Source organism: Pseudoalteromonas sp. MMG024 (assembly GCF_021654175.1).
GTDB lineage: Bacteria > Pseudomonadota > Gammaproteobacteria > Enterobacterales > Alteromonadaceae > Pseudoalteromonas.
Genome location: NZ_JAKFZO010000013.1, coordinates 57,970 through 78,636 on the forward strand (window position 1 = coordinate 57,970; position 20,667 = coordinate 78,636).

General features: G+C 42.5%; 15 protein-coding genes. 13 read left to right on the forward strand and 2 right to left on the reverse strand.

From position 1 onward, the window contains the following. Position 1: 1 nt before the first annotated feature. Positions 2 to 1,120 (forward strand): cellulose synthase complex periplasmic endoglucanase BcsZ, encoded by a 1,119-nt coding sequence (gene bcsZ, locus L1068_RS13760; RefSeq protein ID WP_237130741.1) that lies wholly within the window; start codon positions 2 to 4, stop codon positions 1,118 to 1,120. Further along, the gene (locus L1068_RS13765) at positions 1,111 to 4,923 is read left to right on the forward strand and encodes a cellulose synthase subunit BcsC-related outer membrane protein (protein WP_237130742.1); all 3,813 of its coding nucleotides are present in this window, start codon (positions 1,111 to 1,113) and stop codon (positions 4,921 to 4,923) included. Before bcsZ ends, L1068_RS13765 begins: the two co-directional genes overlap by 10 nt. A gap of 46 nt (positions 4,924 to 4,969) precedes the next feature. Here the strand turns inward: L1068_RS13765 and L1068_RS13770 are convergent, their stop codons facing one another. Next, a complete protein-coding gene (locus L1068_RS13770) occupies positions 4,970 to 6,742 on the reverse strand; it encodes an ABC transporter ATP-binding protein/permease (RefSeq protein WP_237130743.1) in 1,773 nt (590 codons plus the stop codon). A gap of 40 nt (positions 6,743 to 6,782) precedes the next feature. On the opposite strand from L1068_RS13770, the gene L1068_RS13775 reads away from it, so the two are divergent. From L1068_RS13775 to L1068_RS13825, 11 genes are all read left to right on the forward strand, one after another. Further along, positions 6,783 to 7,559 carry a hypothetical protein gene (locus tag L1068_RS13775; RefSeq protein WP_237130744.1) on the forward strand — a complete coding sequence of 259 codons (777 nt, stop codon included), beginning with the start codon at positions 6,783 to 6,785 and terminating at the stop codon, positions 7,557 to 7,559. A 256-nt stretch (positions 7,560 to 7,815) separates the two neighbouring features. Then, positions 7,816 to 9,264, forward strand: coding sequence for a peptide MFS transporter (locus tag L1068_RS13780; protein WP_054978353.1), 1,449 nt, complete (start codon positions 7,816 to 7,818; stop codon positions 9,262 to 9,264). A gap of 127 nt (positions 9,265 to 9,391) precedes the next feature. Continuing rightward, positions 9,392 to 12,109 carry a metallophosphoesterase gene (locus tag L1068_RS13785; protein WP_237130745.1) on the forward strand — a complete coding sequence of 906 codons (2,718 nt, stop codon included), beginning with the start codon at positions 9,392 to 9,394 and terminating at the stop codon, positions 12,107 to 12,109. 395 nt (positions 12,110 to 12,504) lie between these two features. Next, positions 12,505 to 13,551, forward strand: a complete 1,047-nt coding sequence (hppD, locus tag L1068_RS13790; protein WP_237130746.1) for a 4-hydroxyphenylpyruvate dioxygenase — start codon at positions 12,505 to 12,507, stop codon at positions 13,549 to 13,551. 149 nt (positions 13,552 to 13,700) lie between these two features. After that, entirely contained in the window at positions 13,701 to 15,014 is a 1,314-nt protein-coding gene (gene fahA, locus L1068_RS13795) for a fumarylacetoacetase (RefSeq protein WP_054978350.1), read from the forward strand. A 171-nt stretch (positions 15,015 to 15,185) separates the two neighbouring features. Further along, positions 15,186 to 16,406: a M23 family metallopeptidase gene (locus L1068_RS13800; protein ID WP_237130747.1), complete on the forward strand. Its 1,221-nt coding sequence runs from the start codon at positions 15,186 to 15,188 to the stop codon at positions 16,404 to 16,406. Further along, on the forward strand, positions 16,393 to 16,782 hold the full coding sequence (locus L1068_RS13805; protein ID WP_054978348.1) for a polymer-forming cytoskeletal protein: 390 nt from the start codon (positions 16,393 to 16,395) through the stop codon (positions 16,780 to 16,782). The genes L1068_RS13800 and L1068_RS13805 overlap by 14 nt, the downstream gene beginning before the upstream one ends. Further along, a complete protein-coding gene (locus L1068_RS13810) occupies positions 16,783 to 17,430 on the forward strand; it encodes a peptidylprolyl isomerase (protein ID WP_054978347.1) in 648 nt (215 codons plus the stop codon). Between the two features lie 112 nt (positions 17,431 to 17,542). Further along, complete coding sequence (locus tag L1068_RS13815; protein WP_237130748.1) at positions 17,543 to 18,700, forward strand: multidrug effflux MFS transporter; 1,158 nt, start codon at positions 17,543 to 17,545, stop codon at positions 18,698 to 18,700. Positions 18,701 to 18,712: 12 nt separating this feature from the next. Beyond that, a complete protein-coding gene (locus L1068_RS13820; protein ID WP_054978345.1) occupies positions 18,713 to 19,348 on the forward strand; it encodes a LysE family translocator in 636 nt (211 codons plus the stop codon). Between the two features lie 11 nt (positions 19,349 to 19,359). After that, on the forward strand, positions 19,360 to 19,818 hold the full coding sequence (locus L1068_RS13825) for a methylglyoxal synthase (protein WP_054978344.1): 459 nt from the start codon (positions 19,360 to 19,362) through the stop codon (positions 19,816 to 19,818). A gap of 1 nt (position 19,819) precedes the next feature. On the opposite strand, the gene L1068_RS13830 is transcribed toward L1068_RS13825, so the two are convergent. Beyond that, on the reverse strand, positions 19,820 to 20,644 hold the full coding sequence (locus tag L1068_RS13830) for a DNA ligase (protein ID WP_237130749.1): 825 nt from the start codon (positions 20,642 to 20,644) through the stop codon (positions 19,820 to 19,822). Between the last annotated feature and the right edge of the window lie 23 nt (positions 20,645 to 20,667).

Consider the following 20,667-nt stretch of genomic DNA (forward strand, 5'->3'; position numbering starts at 1 on the left):
TATGAAAAAGTTACTCATTGTATTATTGCTTCTAACGCCAACATTGCTGAAAGCAGAAAGTTGTATGGTGTGGCCTGAGTGGCAGACCTTTAAAAACAATTTTATCTCAAAAGAAGGTCGCGTAATTGATCTTGGGTCTGAGAAAAACATTACCACCAGTGAAGGTCAATCTTACGGTTTATTCTTCGCACTCGTGGCGAACGATAAAGAAACCTTTGATAAGTTACTTAATTGGACCGAGCGTCACCTTGCTGAAGGTGATTTAAGCGCACGTTTACCTGCTTGGCTTTGGGGCCGTAAAACGCCAACCAGTTATGGTATTTTAGATTCAAATCCTGCGTCTGATTCTGATTTATGGATTGCCTACGCGCTTGCAGAGGCGAGCCGTTTATGGAATGAGCGTCGTTACGCGGTACTTGCTGCGGTAATGGCAAAGCGCATTTTAAAAGAAGAAACTGAATTTTTACCTGGACTAGGGTTAACCCTATTACCTGCGCCTTATGGCTTTGAAGTAGGCGAACAAACATGGCGTTTAAACCCAAGTTATTTACCTCCGTTTATTTTCCAACGATTTGTTGAGCTCTATCCAAGCCAACCATGGCAAGAAGTGTTAAATTCATCGTTGGTAGTGCTTTCAGAAAGTGCACCAAAAGGCTTTAGCCCTGACTGGGTGTTATACAATCCCAAAAAAGGTTTCCACTTCACTAAAAAGCACAATGATGAGGGTAACTTCAATGCTATTCGCAGTTATTTATGGGTAGGTTTGTTAGCTGACGATGTTAGTTACAAAGAACAGCTGTTGTTTAAGTTTGACCCAATGGCGCGAAAAGTAAGTAGCAATCGCACAGTACCACTCAACACCTATGCTAAAACAGGACGTACTACAAAAACTGGCCCTCTTGGCTTTCAAGCAGCGATTCTACCTTTTATGAAATCATTTGGTGATCGCGTAACGGCAAGTATGATTAATCAAAAGATCAACGCCAACATAGACTATGAGCTGCGAAATAACTATTACAGCAGTGTACTTACATTGTTTGGCACCGCCGCAACCAATGCACGTTTTGAGTTTTTAAATGACGGTTCGTTAGTGCCGGCATGGAGCACCGAATGCAACTAAGAGCGGCAGCATTATTAGTAAGCTGTTTACTTGGGTCACAACTGCACGCCAGTGAAGGCCTTGATGCTCAGCCTATTAGTTGGCTTTTAGAACAAGTTGAACTCGGCGAGGCACAACAAAAGCCACAACTGGTGATTGATAGTCTCGCCCGATTAGAGCAAGTTGAACCTGGCAGTCTCGATATTCGCGCTGCCTGGATCCGCTACTACTTCGAGCAAGGTGAAACGGAAAAAGCCGTTGAAGAGCTCAAAGCATTTAAAAAAGATGAACCGTTTTATCCGTATATTCAACGCTTAGATAGCATTGCGTATATTCACTCACCTGAAGGTAAAGAAAAACTGCAAGCTGTGCGCTTATTATCACGAGCAGGTCAATCAAAAGAAGCTGCTAAGCAATTCAAAGCGCTATTTCGCGGCGAAATACCAACGGCGAGACTAAAGTTTGAATATGCCAACATACTTTCTGCCGATCCAGATAGTTGGCAACAAGCAAAAAAGTTATTTACTAAGCTGACGCAACGCTACCCTAATACTGCACAGTTTGAAGTCGCCTATGCGCGCCATATCTTAAAACGAAAACCCACTGACAAAAAATCGCTGGCAATACTGCGTAAATACGCAACCCATTCGCAAATGCGCATTGAGGTTGAGCGAGTATGGTTAAATGCGTTAGAAGATATGCCAATTAGCACCTTTACTCGCTCACAATACAGTTACTTTTTTAGCCTCTATCCGCAAAGTGATTTAGGTAAATTACAGTACGAAGTATTTAGTGAAAAATTAGTTGCGCAACTAAAGCTAGAAGCCGACCCTAACTACCAAGCCTGGCAGCGCGCAAAACGCCATATGGCAAAAGAAAACTACGCACTTGCAGAAAAGCTGTTACGTAAAGCAGCCGCTGGCAGACCAAAAGACGCTGATATAGTGGGCGACCTTGGCCGCAGTTTAATGGCACAAGGCAAACATGCCGATGCCCAACAATATTTTAGTAAGGCCGCCAAACTCGCAGACAGTAGCGATAAATCAATTTGGTTAGGGTTATTAAATACTGCCAAGTTTTGGGGGCTGATCAGCGAAGCAAGATCTGCAATTGATGCCTTAGAGCTGACAAAAGCCGAACAACTGTTAGCCAGTGCGCTAAAGCTCAAAGAAGACACTAATACCGTTCTGATTTATTCATCACAGGTAGCACAGGCCAAAGGTGACACAGCGCAGACGACAAAATACCTGCAAACCGTATTACGCAGTGACCCTAATAATGGCTATGCCCTGTCTTTATTGCTTAATATTGTAGAACAGCAACAAAGTATTAATGCACTAGAGCGATTTGAATCAAGTTTAACTAAAAAACAACGCGAAACGGTCAGTGCGGAAATAAACGCTGCAAAAACGGCAATTTACCGTGAACAAGCCGAAGAACTGTCTGCGCGAGGCGAGCCCAAAGAAGCGATTGCACTGCTTGAAAAAGCAATTAAAACTTCACCTACAAATGGCTGGCTTTATTATGACTTGGCCTTCGAGTGGCGCAAGTTAGGCGATATTGACACCAGTAAGAAGGTATACAACCAAGCGCTTTGGCGTTTTCCAATGAACCCAGAAATTCGCTATACCCACGCACTCTATATGCGTTCGCTAGGCGATTTTCGTGCTGGATTACAAAGCTTATCTTATATTCGGGTGAAAGATTACACGCCGCAAATAAAAGAATTAAAAGAAACGTTGGCACTCGGTGAGCAATTTGAACAAGTCGATGTGTTAATTGAGACCGAACAAAAAGCCTCTGCCCTTACCCTATTGCAAGACATCGAAAATCAAAATGATTTAAGTAACCTGCAAACAGCACAAATTGCAGCGCAATGGTACAAACTAGGCATGCATAACCGTGCCACCAGCCAGCTCAAAAGCGCGCTAAATAGCGCACCTAAACTCGACTTCTACTGGTATCAGCTCTACAGTGAATGGTTGCTTAGCGCAGACGACGCCGATGATCTCGATTCATGGTTTGCCAATTTGCATATGGCGCCGGCGCAAACCCAAAGTGAAAAGCGCGAAATTGAAAACTTAAAGGTGCGCTACCAAGTAAAAAAACAGCCTGATCGCGAAGAGATTATCTTAACATCATACCTTAGCAACAACCCATCGAGCATTCCTGCAAATGCACGCTTGCTTGAATTTGCGTTAAATAAAGGTGATTTTGAGCAAGTTGATTTTTTATATGAAAATGCGCACAAATACGGCGAATTAGAGTTCGAAACTGAGTATCAAGTTGCCGAAAAAGCCCTATTTAGTAATAAATATGCGCTGGGTGAAAAAGTAGTTAGACACTTAGTTTATCGCGTTCCGGCAGATGAAAACTATAATCAGCGCCGATTAATGGCCCTGTTACTCGATTTTAAAGATCAAGACAATGCGCTCAGATACCAAAAAGATCTACTCGCACTTTCACCAAGCGATGGCGAATTACTCAATCTTGCAGGCCAAGTAGCCGACAAATTTGGCCAAAGCGAACTTGCGATTGAATACTATCGTCAAGTACTTACAAAACAACGTGTTGATGTTGCCGACAAAAAAGTGCTGCATGACTTAGCACAAGACCAAGAAACCGATACTTGGTACATGCGTTCTGCTCGTTCGGGCATTGCAAAAATTAAAAACCGTACCGATGGGCATATTGCGCTTGCTGGGGACTTTAGCGGCCAAACCAGTACACAAAACGATCATGAATTGGGCTTAGGTGCAGCGTTATTTGAAGGCTACTTCCCATTTTTAGAGGGTCAGTTATTTGTTAAAGCGGATGCCGTTAGCATCTCAGCCCAACAAACTAACTTTTCAGAACGATTTGCCGCAAGTCGTTACGGCACTGGCGCACTTTGCTATGATACTTGCTCGTTATTTAGCATTACCCCTCGCGATCAAGGTGTTGCTTTAGGTGTTGGCTGGCAAAACGAAAACTGGCGTGTGGATATTGGTACCACACCACAAGGCTTCTTAATTTCAAATATCGTAGGTGGCGTGCTCTATCAAAATAGTCTGGGAGACTTTAGCTACGACATTGAAATTGAGCGTAGAGCACTCACTAACAGCGTATTGTCATATGCAGGCCTTGAAGACGTCAATCAAAATGAGATTTGGGGTGGCGTTACCAGCAATGGTATTACCCTTGGCTTGTATCACGATCTTGGCCTCGATTGGGGTTTTTGGGCGACGCTCGATTATCAGTATTATCAGGGCAAAAATGTACTTGATAACGACCGAAAACGAGCGATGACAGGTGCCTACTATCGCTTTATCCAGCAACCAGACTTTGAACTGTCTGTCGGCACTAACTTGTTGTATTGGGGCTATAAGCATAACCTTTCAGAAGAAACGTACGGCCATGGCGGTTACTACAGCCCACAAAAATACCTTGGTCTGTCAGTGCCTGTTACAGTAGATGGTCGATTTGAGCAGGACTTAGTTTATCGCCTCAAAGTGAACGGTGGCTATTCGCGTACAACCACAGATGCCATTGAACTTTACCCAAATAACCCGGAATTACAAGCTGTTGCAGAGCTCAAAGCAGTAGAAACGGGCATTGAACCAACATTTGCTGCAGATAAAAGCAGTGGATTTTCATGGGGTATTGAGGGCTTAGTTGAATACCGCGTGCAACCTCAATGGTTAATTGGTGCGAGCTTTAATATCGACCGCGCTGATTTTTACGAACCAAATTATGGTCAAATTTACGTGAAGTATTTGTTTAACCCAGTTTACGGTGAGCTGCCATTAGTACCAAGGCTAATCGTGCCTTACGCTAACTATTAATCACATAATTGAAAAAGGGAGCAAAGCTCCCTTTTTTATTTGTTAATTACTGACTTTGACTGCGCCAAAGAGCGGCATAACGCCCTTCTTTTTCAAGCAGTTGTTGGTGTGCCCCCTCTTCCACCAGCTGCCCTTGCTCTAAATAAAAAATGTGATCCGCATCGGTCACAGTTGAGAGGCGATGAGCAATCATAATCGCCGTATGATGGCGTGCCACTTTTTTGATGGTTCGCATTATGGCTTCTTCGTTATGGCTATCAAGTGCTGAAGTTGCTTCATCAAAGACCATAATGGGGGAATCTTTCAATAGTGCCCTCGCAATAGCAACGCGCTGTTTTTCACCTCCTGAGAGCTTTAAACCGCGCTCGCCAACATGGGTTTCAAAACCATCGTTAAGCGATTCAACGAAGGTTTTAAGATTCGCTGCTTCACTTGCTGCAATCACTTGCTCTTTCGTTGCCGATAAGTTGCCGTAATGAATATTGTCATAAATACTGGCATTAAATAACACGGTATCTTGTGGCACCACGGCAATAACTTCGCGCAATGAATCTAATTTAACCTGAGCGATATTCTGCCCATCAATTTGAATGCTGCCATTGGTTACATCATAAAACCGGCATAGCAACTTGGTTAAAGTACTTTTTCCAGAACCACTCGGGCCAACAATTGCAACCTTGCTGCCCGCCTTAATATTAAGAGACAGATTATTTAAAATTGTGCGCTCTTTTGCATAACCAAAGCTGACATTTTCAAATGTAATGGCCCCTTGGTTTACCGTCAGTGACTCACTTTTGCTATTGCGCGATACAGATGAGTTAACCTTGAGTAAATCGAACATGTTTTCAATATTGGTGAGCGAGCCTTTGATTTCGCGATAGACAAAACCCAAAAAGTTAAGCGGCATAAATATTTGCATCATAAAGGCATTAACTAATACAAAATCACCTAGGGTCATCACATTTGCTTCCACATCAAGCGCTGCAAATAACAGCATTGATGTCATCGCTGTCGCAATAACCAATGCTTGTCCGCCATTTAACGCAAACAGTGATAAACGGTTTTTACGGCGCGCTTTTTCCCAAGCCGCAAGCTCAACGTCGTACTCTTTAATTTCGTGTTCTTCGTTATTAAAGTATTTTACGGTTTCAAAATTTAACAGGCTATCAACGGCGCGGGTGTTTGAGCGATTATCCGCCATATTGGCTTCGCGAATAAACTTTAATCGCCAATTAGTCACATACACAGTGAAAGTAATATAAACCACCACTGAAGCGGCAATCACTAGCCCGTATTTAGCGCCATACTTGGTAGTTAAAATACCAATTACCAACATCAGCTCAATTAACGTTGGGCCAATATTGAAAACAAAGAAGCGCATCACAAAACTAATGCCCGATACCCCGCGTTCAATATCACGGGCAAGGCCACCTGTTTTGCGATCTAAATGAAATTTAAGGTCGAGGTGTTGTAAATGGCTAAATACTTTCATACTAATACGGCGCATGGCGCGCTCAGTAACACGGCCAAACAGCATGTCGCGTAATTCAGACAACACCACATTGGCAAGGCGCAGTACACCATAGGCGGCAATTAAACCAACCGTGCCTATTAACACCACATTATTTTGTTGATCTAACGTGTCTACCGTGTATTTCAGCACAAAAGGTAAATAAACACTGGCAAGCTTAGCAAATACTAAGCAACAAAACGCAATAATAATGCGCGTGCGAAATTCTAATAAATAAGGTACAACTTGTTTAAAGACGCGTATATTAAAGCTGTCATTTTCGTTTGGCACAGAAAAACCGCGGCGCATAACTCACTCGTGCTCATTAAGATCAAATATAGGATGTATTATGTATTGGCAAGCAGTTGAACAGCAAATAGAAATCGCACTAAAAACAAAAACGCTCCAGCCACTCACAACACAAAGCCAATCCTTTTTGGATAATAATATTCACTTCACGGTGCACTTACGCGTCGCTAAAAAAATCGATAAACCCCATCAAAGCACGCAAAAGACCAACCCATTTTTACCTCATGAAGAGGCGATGTTTGTAAAAGACTGCCCACCGTCACACAAGCTGCTGTTAAATAAGTTTCCGGTATTAAAACCCCATGCTCTTTTGTGCAGTAAAGAATTTGTGTCGCAGCAAAGCCCATTAACGGAATCTGATTTTTCAGCGTGGCTTGAACATTTAAATTCGCCTTATGATGTTGGCTTTTATAATGCAGGCCCTATTGCTGGTGCGAGCCAAGGGCATCGTCATATGCAGTTAATTCGCTTAGTACATAGTGACACCATTACAGCTATTGCAAAACAACTAGACGACATCAGCTTTGTGCGATTTGGCCCTCTAAATTTAGCGCTGTGTATCAAGTATTATCAACAAGCGCTTCAACAATTTGCTTTAAATAAAAGTGATATTGAGAGCGGTGCATACAACCTAATTATACATAAAGACTTATTCTGGTTAGTGCCACGAAAAACCGCGCATATCGAATCAATATTCGCTAACGGACTTAATTTTTGCGGCCATTTTCTGGTAAAAGATGAAGCGCATCTACACTGGTTAACGGAGCACGGTTTTATCGTGTTTTTAAGAGGCCTGTGCCAAGACCTGCATAAATAAACGGCAAAAGTGCATACAAACAGGTCAAATCTGTTAGATAAGGGCTTTTGTTTAAAAAACTCTCTAGGTATACTGGCCGGATGCAGTTTGTATTAATAACCTTATTTTACCCCTCGTTCAGTATGTTTATTAACACAAATCTGCTTTTTGGGTAACTGTTACCCAAACATAACTATTGGCCGCCCGTTCAAACCGAAAGGTAGTAACAACAATAATAATATTGGCCACAACAATAATTTGAATTAGGAAGCATACGATGAATTCAGTCCCTAAAGCAGGTGAAATGTTAGGCCACCCGAAAGGCCTATTCCTGCTATTCACTACAGAACTTTGGGAGCGCTTTAGCTACTACGCGATGCGCGCAATCTTAGTACTTTATTTAGTAGACCAAGTATATTCTGAAGGCGGTAACGGTATGGGTTGGACCCAAGCCGATGCACTTTCAATGTATGGTACATTTACCGGTCTTGTTTACCTTACGCCATTAATCGGTGGTTGGTTAGCGGATCAATACTTAGGGCAACGTAAAGCAATTTATATCGGCGGCTTCTTAATGGCTGCGGGTCAATTTATCTTAGGTACGCCGCACGCATGGGTACCTGGCATGGAAACGGAAGCGTTCTATGTAGGTTTAGGTCTATTAATTGCTGGTAACGGTTTATTCAAGCCAAATATTTCAACCATGGTTGGTGATTTATATGAAGAAGGTGATAACCGTCGTGATGGCGCATTTACTATCTTCTATATGGGTATCAACGTAGGTGCTGCACTTTCTGGTATCGTAGTAGGTTCAGTTGTTGCACATTATGATGGTAACTACCAAGCGGGCTTCATTTGTGCCGGTATTGGTATGATCTTCTCATTGATTATTCAATTCTTATTTGCGCAAAAACTACTTGGTAACATAGGTACAATCCCTGCGGCTAAGTTAGAAAAGCAACAACAAACAGAAGTACGTAAAGAGCCATTAACTGCTGTTGAGCGCGACCGCATTAAAGTAATCATGGTATTAGGCCTTTTCACTGTTGTTTTCTGGGCAGGCTTCGAGCAAGCTGGCGGCTTAATGAATATCTTCACTAACGAATACACAGACCGTAACATTGGTAGCTTCGAAGTACCGACTACGTGGTTCCAATCTTTAAATGCGATTTTCATCGTTGTATTTGCTCCGGTAATTGCGTCTATCTGGATCCGTCTTGGTAACAAAGAACCTAACTCACCAGTTAAATTTGCACTTGGCCTTATCTTATTAGGTATTGGTTTTGTATTTATGATGGGTGCGGTTATGGAAATGGACGGTGACCCATCAAACAAATCAAGCATGTGGTGGTTAGTAGGTGCATACTTCTTCCATACAATGGGTGAATTATGTTTATCACCAATTGGTTTATCAATGGTAACTAAACTAGCTCCGCTACGTATTGCATCATTAATGATGGGTGCTTGGTTCCTATTTATTGCTATTGCTAACAAAGTTGGTGGTATCGTTGGTTCATTTATTGGCCACGGCGATACGACTAAAGAAGAGCAACTTGCAAATGCAATGTCTATCTTTGGCGGTATCTTTATTACTGCGATTGCTTCAGGTGTTTTACTGTACTTTATGGCAGATAAACTTGTTGATTGGATGCACGGTGCAGAAGATCACCACCACACTGAAGAAGAAGTGTTAGAAGAAGAGCTTGAAGTAACAGCAACTCGTTAATAACGCACTTATTGCAAAAAAAGGCCTATACTTTCTATAGGCCTTTTTTTATGTCATTAAGTGTCATTGAAGCTTGGCTGCCAGATATGGTATTTTCCACTCTCAATTTAATTCTTTTGGGTGATATGTGAAAACTTCGAAGCTTTTAAGTTCATTACTAATATGTTTAGTGCTGAGTGCATGTGGTGGTGGCGAAACTGAAAAAGTATATGTGCCAGATCTAGAACAAGGTGGCTCAATCACACCATCGATGAGTTTAAACGCCAGCTTTGATAATGGCAGAATGGCGCTGCGTATACCCAAAGGTGTTTCAGACAGTGATTTCACCTTAAAAGTTACCACTTCACAAAGCGCGCCTTCAACGCAAACGCAACAGGTAATTTCAAACACCTATACGCTCTCTCCTGAAGACAAAACACTACTCAACCCAATTGAAATGGAAGTGTTTGTTGATTTAACTGAATATCAACAAGGCAAAGTGTATTTAGCCCGTTTAGAAAATACAACTTGGTATCCCATTACCAGCAGTGTCGGTGCTGCAAGCGTTAAAGCTAATCTTAGTCAACTTGGTCAATATGCGGTGCTTTTTGAGCCAAAGCGCGAATTAGAAATTAGTAAAGTGATTGGCCCAGAGTGTGATGCCAATGCCAATGAGCAAGCGCTACGCTTTATTCATGTTGCCGATTTACACTCTCGTTTTGGCTATAAAGAACAACTCTTCAGTCGCATAAAAGGCCACTACCAAAATGCCAAATCAGCACAGCCGTATACCTTATTCACTAATGGTGGCGACGACTATGAAAAAGGCACAGTAGCAGAACAAATTTCACAAGGGCTTGCCACGGTCGATGCGATAAAAGCAATGGAGTTTGATGTGCGTGTTGTTGGTAACCACGATTATGCCTGGGGACCAGCACAACTGTTAGATTATGCCAATGACGATCATGCCATTGTACTCGCCAGTAATACACGCTATATCGGCAATGACGAAAACGGCTTCGCCGCTGTTGATTTTGCCGCGGTGCAAGTAGGTTGTTTAAAAGTTGGCTTTTTTGGTATGACATCAGTACCATGGAACGAGCTCGATGAGCCCTTACAAACCGCTCCGATTCCAGATTTTATCCCCGACTTTAAAATGAACTGGGACTGGACTTCCGTTGCACAAAGTATTGTTAATACCTATCGTGAAGATGTTGATTTTATGGTTATGCTTAGCCACATGGGTATAGGTGGCGACACCCGTATTGCCGAAAACATCACTGGCGTTAATTTAGTATTAGGTGGCCATACCCACGGTGGTGAAAGTATTCAGGCACTCGATAACGGTGCGCTGGTTATTCAGCCAAACTTTTTTGCGCAAGGCCTAACGGACTTAACCCTGACGATAAATACCGATTCAAACACCATTACTAACTATGACTACAAAACATATTTAACGAGTAATATCGATGTCGTTGACCAACAAATGGTCGGCACTATTGAGCAAATTATGGGGCGCTACGCGCCTGATACTAATACCGCTATTGCCTTTTCTGAAAATTACCCTAATGAAGCGCAAACCGCCGAAATTTTAGCAAATGCAACATTCTTTACCCACAGTGTCGATGCCGCCTTGTTTGACCCAATTCAAGTACAAAACCGTTGGACTCCGGGCAAACTAACTCAAGAGAAATTTCACGAGATCTACTATGTTGAAAGGCAGCCATCTGATACGCCTGGGTTTAACGCACTTTATGAAGTCTCTGTTTCTGGCAGCGAGCTAAACCAAATGCGTTTAGCGCAGCCAGAATGGGTATTTAAACTGGCAAGTGATAAATCTATCAGCAATGACAAAACCTATCGCTTAGCACTACAAAAAGGCCCTGCCTATAACGGCAGCCTGTTCTTCTCGGGGGTTACGTTACCGACTCCTACAGAATTATCGGAATCTTGGTGGGCGCTAGATCAATATGCCCGCCAGCGAACCAGCCAATGTGTGCATATTGATACCAACCAACCGTTAAATAGCTGCCTTGAAGATAACTATGTCACAATTTGGAATTTCAATGATTTAGATGCGCCATTTAATGCCGACTTTGGCCCGAGTGAACTGAGCTATTTTGATCCACTCAATAAAGATTGGGGGCCGGAACGCAGTCCATTTGTAAGCACCAGCGATGCCAATATTGCAGATCTACCCGATGGCGGCTCTGGCGTGCTGGCTTTTGGTCGTCATAGCCCATCGCAAGGCTTGGCATTAAAGCACAATGTGCCCGCTAACGGCGATTTTTACCAAAACAATAAAGTAGCCGATTACACCTTAGTAATGGATATTATGTGGCCGCAAAGCAGTAGCAATGAATTCCGTGGGCTACTGCAAACAGACCCGCTTAACAACGACGATGCGGATCTATTTGTTGACCGCGACACCAATGGCGTAGGTATCACAACCCGTGATAGTGGCTTCTTTGGTAACCTACAACCAAACACTTGGTATCGCGTGGCGATTGTGTTTTATAGCGCGCCTGAAAATGGGGTTTTAAAAGTATTTATAAACGGTGAGTTAGTCGGTGAAAAAGACGAAGGTGAAATCGGTGAACGCTGGGCGCTCAGTAATACCTTGTTACTGCTTACAGACGACACTTATGAAACTGAGCCGGGCTATTTAAACGCACTGCTTTTTGCTGGACGTAGCTTCGATGCAGATGAAATAGCCAATCTTGGCGGCCCAAGTAAAACGATGCGGTTTAATCAAAGTACTCGGGCACTCAATCAAAAAGTGGAACGTCACAGTGAAAGTGTTGCCACGATGGCGATTAATCCCTGGTTAAAACAACGTGAAAAGTTCTTTAAGGCAAAAAAATAGGGATTTGATAAAAAGGGGCCTACGCCCCTTTTTTTGTGCGTACGCATCGCTTTCTCAAAATTGTAAACAAAACTGCACAAAAATGAGTAAAAATCACACGCCATTAACAGTGCTACATTTTAGCCTGTTTTTATCTACTCACCATTCACACCGCAGAAATCAAAATTTTACTCGTTCAAAATAGGCTGTTTTTTACGCACCAATAAATCGCAATAAAAGAAACAGCTAAATATTGCCTTTTTTGTATTTAAAAGTTTACAAAAAGCCACCCCTAGCAAAATCACCTTAGCTCTTTTCCTTTTACAACTTTTGCATAATTATCTAGCCAATTCGTGTTTAAAGAGTTGGCCACTCGAAACGTAATAAGCCATCTCTCACTCTTTAGGGGACAAAAAATGACTCAAGTAAATAACCCACTCGGTTTATTAGGTATCGAATTTACTGAATATGCGACACCAGATGCAGATTATATGGACAAGATCTTTGCAGACTTTGGTTTTTCAAAACTGAAAAAGTTTAAAGGTAAAGACATCACCTACTACAACCAACATGATATTCATTTTTTACTAAACAATGAGCGTGATGGTTTTTCAGCTGAATTTGCTAAATCACACGGCCCTGCAATTTGTTCAATGGGCTGGCGTGTAGCTGATGCACAAAAAGCATTTGATGTTGCTGTTGAGCGCGGTGCAAAGCCTGCAACAGATGCGGCTAATAAAGATTTACCATACCCAGCAATTTACGGTATTGGTGACAGCCTAATTTACTTCATCGACGTGTTTGGTGATAAAGGCTCTATCTATGCAAATGACTTTGAAGACTTAGCTGAGCAAAACATTGTTGAAGACAAAGGTTTCCTTCGCATCGACCACCTTACTAATAATGTTTACAAAGGCACTATGGAAACATGGGCGAACTTCTACAAAGACGTATTTGGTTTTGAAGAAGTACGTTACTTCGACATTAAAGGTCAGAAAACAGCACTACTGTCTTACGCACTTAAGTCACCATGTGGCACATTCTCGATTCCAATCAATGAAGGTAAAGACGATAACAACAACCAAATTGATGAATATCTAGATGAATACAATGGCCCAGGTGTTCAACACTTAGCGTTTTTAACTAACGACTTAGTGGGCTCACTAGATAAGCTTGACCAAACAAACATTGCAACTTTAGATATCGTAGATCATTACTACGAGACTATTTTTGACCGTGTTCCTTGGGTTAAAGAAGACAAAGATAAAATCAGAGAGCACCAAATTCTGGTAGACAGCCAAAGCGAAGATTGTTACTTACTGCAAATCTTCACTAAAAACCTATTTGGCCCAATCTTTATCGAAATGATCCAACGTGTTGACGATGGTGGCTTTGGTGAAGGTAACTTCCAAGCATTGTTCGAATCAATCGAGCGTGACCAAGAGCGCCGTGGTGTTCTCTAAGTTAAGATAAGCTAACAACATAAAAAGCAGCTTTCGTCTTTTTTGACCAGGCTGCTTTTGCTATTTCAAGGCTAACATGTTTTCAAACTTGAATTTATTAATTCAATCGCCATATTTAGCCTAAGCCAATAAAAGCAAAAGGAAAGACTATGTCTTTTATCAATGAAACGCACGATATTAATTTAAAAAGCTGGATAAGCAGCGCAAACGTTGCTGGCAATGACTTCCCAATTCAAAACCTGCCATTTGCTTCTTTCCGTCGTAAAGGATCATCAGAAGAATTTCGCGGTGGTGTCGCAATTGGTGACCAAGTATTAGATTTAGCCGTAGTTGCAGATGCGGGCATTTTCTCAGGCATTGCTCAAGAAGCTGTAATTGCTGCCAACGCACCTGCACTCAACGAATTTATGGGCATGGGTAAGGCACATTGGTCTGCTCTACGTTTAGCGCTTTCAAAAGCACTACGTGAAGGTTCTGAGCAGCAAAGTGCTCTTGAATCTGCACTTGTAGCACAAGATGACGTTGAATATGCACTTCCGTGCCATATTGGCGACTACACCGATTTCTACACATCGATTTACCACGCAACAGCCGTAGGTAGCTTATTCCGCCCTGATAACCCGCTTTTACCTAACTACAAATGGGTGCCAATCGGTTATCACGGTCGCGCATCATCAATTGGCGTGTCAGGTCAAAGCTTCCCTCGTCCAAAAGGGCAAACTAAAGCGCCTGATGCAGACGTACCGTCATTTGGTCCTGCAAAACGCATGGACTATGAGCTTGAGCTAGGTATCTACCTTGGTAAAGGCAACGAGTTAGGCGATGCAATTAGCATTGAAGATGCAGAAGATCATGTATTTGGTTTCTGTTTATTTAATGACTGGTCTGCGCGTGATTTACAAGCGTGGGAATATCAGCCGCTAGGACCATTCCTTGCGAAAAACTTCGCATCAACTGTATCGCCTTGGATTGTCACTACTGAAGCGTTAGCGCCTTACCGTACACAGTGGCATCGTGATGAAAACGATCCACAGCCGCTTGACTACCTTGAGTCTTCACACAACCGTGAAGCAGGCGCATTCGATATTCAGATGGATGTGTTACTTGAATCTGAAAAAATGCGTGCTGACGGTGCTGCACCAAGCAAGCTTTCTGAGTCGAGCTTCAAACACAGTTACTGGACAGTAGCGCAAATGGTGACACACCACACGGTAAATGGCTGTAACTTTATTCCAGGTGACATGCTAGGTTCAGGTACTCAGTCAGGCCCTGAACATGAAGAAGCAGGTTCAATGCTTGAACTATCTCGTGGTGGTAAAGAAAGCATTAAACTGAACAATGGCGAAGAGCGCAAGTTCTTGGAAGATGGCGATAAAGTGATTATGCGTGGTTGGTGTGAAGCCAACGGCTTTAACCGCATTGGCTTTGGCCGCGTTGAAGGCACAGTTTTACCTGCCAAGTAACCTCCTGCCCTTTTTAGGTGGCAAGCAAATTGCCACCTAATACTCCTTCTTAAGTCGTATTTCAAAAATTTTCCTGGATTTTTTGCAGTATGTTGGTATCTTGTACCGGTTAACTTGCCTGCTAATTAATAATAATCAAAGGCAGTATATTTAACTACGTCGGTTTTCATAATGTTAAAAGCACTTTTTCCAGATAAACAGTTACTGATCCGCCAAAACGGTGACGTAAAATACCTTACTTTGCCAAGCTGGCTGCAAGTAACGCTATTTTTCGTAGGTCTTGCTGTGTGCATTATTGCTAGTGCGGGTAGCTATCAATACGTTGAGCTAAATGGCGTGATCACCGAACAACAGCAAGTCATTGAGCAAAAGCAATCTGAACTTGATGCGCTACACCTATCCTATCGTGAAAAGCACAGCGAACTTTCAAGTCGCATTTCTCAAATTGATGAAAAATCGCAACTAATGACCAATATGCTTGAGTCATTACCTGAAGCGCAGCAAGAAGAATTTCAGGCGCAACAAGACGCCACACAAAAAGAAAGCCCAACAGTTCAAACAGAGCAACAAGCGAAAACATCTGGCACCGAAACAAAGCCTGTAGACGCTGGCGCGACAAAAAAAGCGCAAGATAAAAAACAAGATATCAAACCTGAGCCTAAGGCTGAAAGTGAAGGTGAATCTGACACGCAAGATGACAGCACTAGCGAAGAAACCATTGAAAGTGACATCGCGCGTGAAAACCAACTGCTTGATACTCAGTTTACTACTCTTTCTCAAGTTGTCGATGGCCGTACTGAGAGCCTATTAAAAGCGTTGGAAAAAGCTGGGGTTGACCACACAACCTTAATTAACAAAGAGTTAGATGAAACAGCTCAAGGTGGTCCATTTAATGCGGTTGATGCATCTGTATTGAGTAAAGAGCAGCAAGCGTTATTAGATAAAATAGTAGTACTTAATCAGCTAAGCGGTAACCTTGAATTACTACCGACCAGTTTGCCGGCTAAAGCATTTTATGTTTCAAGTAGCTATGGCCTACGTACCGACCCTGTTACCAAGCGCAGAGCAATGCACCGCGGCGTTGATTTAGCTGGCTGGCACAAAACTGAAATTTTTGCCCCAGCACATGGCACAGTAAAACGTGCAGGTCGCAATGGCGGCTATGGTAAATTTATCGAAATTGAACATAAGAATGGATTCGTAACACGCTACGGGCATTTGGCTAAAATTAACGTAAAACGTGGACAAGAAGTACAAAAGGACCAAGTTATCGGGTTAATGGGTAACTCAGGACGCAGTACAGGCACCCATTTACATTATGAAATTTTACACAATGAAAAACACATTAACCCGTTAAAATTAACTAAGGCATTTGAGAATGTTCTCCAATAAGAAAAAAAATTCGTTTCCTTCTATTATCTCATCAGACGTTGAAATCTCCGGGACAATTAACAACTCAGGCACAATTCAGTTAGAAGGCTGCATCATTGGCGAAGTGAATGTACAAAGCCTAACTATCGGCAATGACGGCCGTGTAGAAGGCGATATAAACGCGCAAGAAGTAATTGTAAAAGGTACCGTTAAAGGCACGATTAAGGCTAAAAAAGTGGTATTAGAGCAGTCGGCAAATGTAGTTGGCGATATTTTTCACGACACTATTAGCATTCAAGAAGGCGCTTCAATTCAAGGCTCTATGACACAAGCAGCAACGCCTGTAGTAACAAATACTGAAGAAAAAGCACCAAAAAAAGAAAAGAAGACAGCCTAAATGACTTTATTACGTAATACCCTACTCGCGCTTACATCAGCCGCTATTTTATCTGCATGTTGGTTTCAAGATCCTGCTGTAAAGCAAGTTGAACAATTTATTAGTGAACAAAAAGTCGATAAACAAGATGAGAAATGGCGCACCAAATTAACGCTGCCGCCAAAACTTGAATTTGCACAAGACACAACCTATTACTGGGTACTTAAAACAAGCTTAGGCGAAATGAAGTTTGAACTGTTTCATAAAACAGCGCCTATGCATGCCTCAAGTACGATTTATTTAACCAAGCTTGGCTTTTACGATTCACTGACGTTTCATCGTGTTATTAGCGATTTTATGGCGCAAGGTGGTGATCCACTTGGCAATGGGCAAGGTTTCCCAGGATATCGTTACGGCGGTGAATTTGAACCTTTAGTATCGCATGATCAAAAAGGCTTATTGAGCATGGCCAATGCCGGTCCAAATACCGACGGTAGCCAGTTTTTTATTACCTTTCGCGCAACTCCGCACCTAGATGGCAAACATACCGTGTTTGGCAAGCTAGTTAGCGATGAAGCAGTGTTAGATCTGTTTAACGAAAACGCGACACGCTTTGGTAAGCCAAAACAACAACTCATTATCCAATCAGCGCATATTATTACTGAATAACAAACCAGTTAGTAACCAAGCGCTAACCACAAGCCTTAAGCCAACGCTTAAGGCTTGGATCTTCTAAGCATAACGTATACAATTCACCGCCCCTGATAATTGTAGTGAGATTATGCTAAAATTCGCCCTCGTTCTGCTTGTAATCTTTTGTCCAATGGCAATCGACCTTTACCTACCAGCCATGCCTCAGATGGCTGACAAACTCGATACGTCAATTACCAATATTCAATCAAGCATTACTGTTTACATGCTATGCGTGGGCTTTGGACAGCTCTTATTTGGTCCCTTAAGTGACCGTTTTGGCCGCCAAAAAATAGCTATATTTGGCGTTTTTGCTTACTTTGTTGGCTCAGTACTTGCGGCGTTTTCCGATAGCGTCACCTTGCTAATTATCGCCCGTATCATTCAAGGTGTTGGAGCAGCGGCAACATTTGTTAGCACATTTGCGTTAGTGAGAGATAACTACAATGCCAACAAAAGTGCCCAAGTAATTTCTTACTTAAATGGTATTGTCTGCTTTATTCCTGCATTAGCTCCTATTTTAGGCGCTTGGCTAACCTTGCAATTTGGCTGGCAGAGTAACTTTTACTTTTTAGCCGGATTTGCCGCAATCGGATTTATCGTGTTGTTGATTGCAATTCCTAAACGCCCTGCTATTACAACTCAGCAACAAACTGAGGAAAAACTGTCTTATTGGCAAATAATCTCACACCCAACATTTTTGTTTAATGCCACAATTTGCATGCTAGCTATGGGCGCTATTTTGGCATTTGTTGCACAGGCCCCTAACTACTTAATTAACCAACAAGGGCTAACCGAGCAAGAATTTACGCTCTGGTTTAGCATTAATGCCACAGTGAGTATTATAGCCAGTTTCACGGCACCGCAATTAATCAAGCGCTCTACATCACTCGCCTTATTATGTGGTTTGTTGCTGATGGTCAGCGCTGCATGTTTGGTTTTACTATTTCAATTTACGTTTGCAAATGTTAGCAGCTTTATGTGTGCAATTTTTGTCGGCTCCATGGGCTATTCGTTCGCTATGGGCGCTGCTGCAGGTAACGCACTAGGGCCTTTTAAAAAGCAAGCAGGCAAAGCATCGGCCTTACTTGGCATGATGCAAATGAGTGGCGCGGGATTAATCGTTAGCTTAACCCAATACCTACCGCTTGCGATTCCATTTATTATTGCGCTGCACTTACTTAGTGTGTTGCCTTTTTTATTAACGCTAAAACGCTATCAAAGCGCGGTAAAACCGTCTTACAACTAGAGATATCAATTAATGATTAACTTTGAATCGCTGCTGTCATTTATCACCTTAAGCTTCTTACTTGCGGTGTCACCGGGGCCATCAAACGCGTTTCTAATGGCGCAAACATTTGCTAAAGGCAAAGCTGCTGGCATGCAAACAGCATTTGGCTTTGCCACCGCGGGCGTAATACACACAATATTAGCGGTAGCTGGCCTTAGTGTGATTTTAAAAACATCTCAATTAGCGTATCAAACGGTTCTTATAATAGGTGCGCTTTACCTTGTGTACTTAGGTGTCACCAGCATTATTGATAGCTTACGAAAACCAGAAATTATTCACTGCGAACTTACAAATAAAAAAGAAAAAAACATCTTTGTACAAGCCATGCTGACCGAGATTTTTAACCCCAAAGTCGCGCTCTTCTTTTTAGCCTTTATTCCGCAATTCGCCGACAGTTCGCTAAGCACACCAGTATGGTTACAGTTGTTGATTTTTGGCTTGCTTTACCCAATTTTGGCTTTCCCTATCGATGTGTTGTACGTAAAAAGCGGAAACAAGATTGCAGGTTACTTTAAACATCACCCCAGCGCGCAGCAATGGATTGACCGCATTGCCGGTAGTATTTTTGTTGTATTGGGGTTACGCTTGGTGTTCGAAGTATTTTAAAGTGTGAAAACATGGAACAAATTACCACTGCAATCCCCGCCAAAAAAAGCATTGCGCTTGTTGCCCACGATGGTAAAAAATCAGCGCTAACTCTATGGTGCCAAAAACACCAAGATGTACTCAGCCAACACAATTTATACGGCACAGGTACTACTGGCCACTTAATAGAAAAAACCACTGGGCTGGCGGTTGAAAAGCTTTTAAGCGGCCCTATGGGCGGCGACCAGCAACTTGGCGCTAAAATCGCCGAGCATGAAGTCAACCTACTGATTTTCTTTTGGGATCCACTTGCTTCACAGCCTCACGACCCTGATGTAAAAGCACTATTGCGACTTGCTGCGGTGTGGAATATTCCCGTTGCCTGTAATGAAGCGACTGCTGATATGCTGATTGCCAGCGAGCTTATGTCACAACAAATACATCGTACAATCCCTGACTACCATAATTATTTGGCCGATCGACTCGATTAAATCATTCAGAGTGCCTAACACGTAAAAACCGTGCAAAACGAGGCTTGCCGTATTTCGTCAAGCCATTGTAACGATATGTCACCATTGACCCTATCTCGGGCGGTGTGTTTCTCATAACATCTGACAAACCACTGCCCAGCTTGATTTGTTGACCGTTTGGCAGCTCAACAATTAATGCGCCAACTAACCCATGGTATTTTCCTTTACCCTGACTGTAACCCACCACCTTAGCCTCGGCATCTTGATACGGCTTAAGCTTGAGTAAATTATCACTACGGCCATCGCTGAACTGAGCGGCTTTTGCATGTAGCATAATGCCCTCGGCCCCCTGTTTTATTCGGGCTTGATAGTAGGCATCCAACTCCTGATGAGTAGTAAATTGACGCTGTTCAATTGCCGTCAAGTAGTCAGAAGGCGTTGCTTCTATCAATGTTTTGTAATTCAAGTAGCGCTGGTGAAATGCTTGGCTGTGATTCGGCATATCAAATACATAAAACCTTATTTTACGCCATGCTTGATGATTTGCCTTGGTATCGAGTACCGTGCTAGCAATAAACTCAAAATCACCATGGCGACTCCACAATTCACCATCAAGCCACTCACGCGGCCAATGTTCAGTAAACCAAGTTGGCGCATGAATAACGTTACCATTTCGGGTCACAAGCTGGTTGTTTTTCCATATGGCACGCACGCCATCAAGCTTCTCGCTCACTAGGTAATCTTTAATGGGCTGTTGTTGATAGGATTTAGCAAGCTGCACTTCGACACAATCAGCAGCAGATGTAATAAGTGATAAGGTTAAGAATAGAGAAATTTTAAGAGCCATTTTTTCCTCCTTGAAAATTCAAC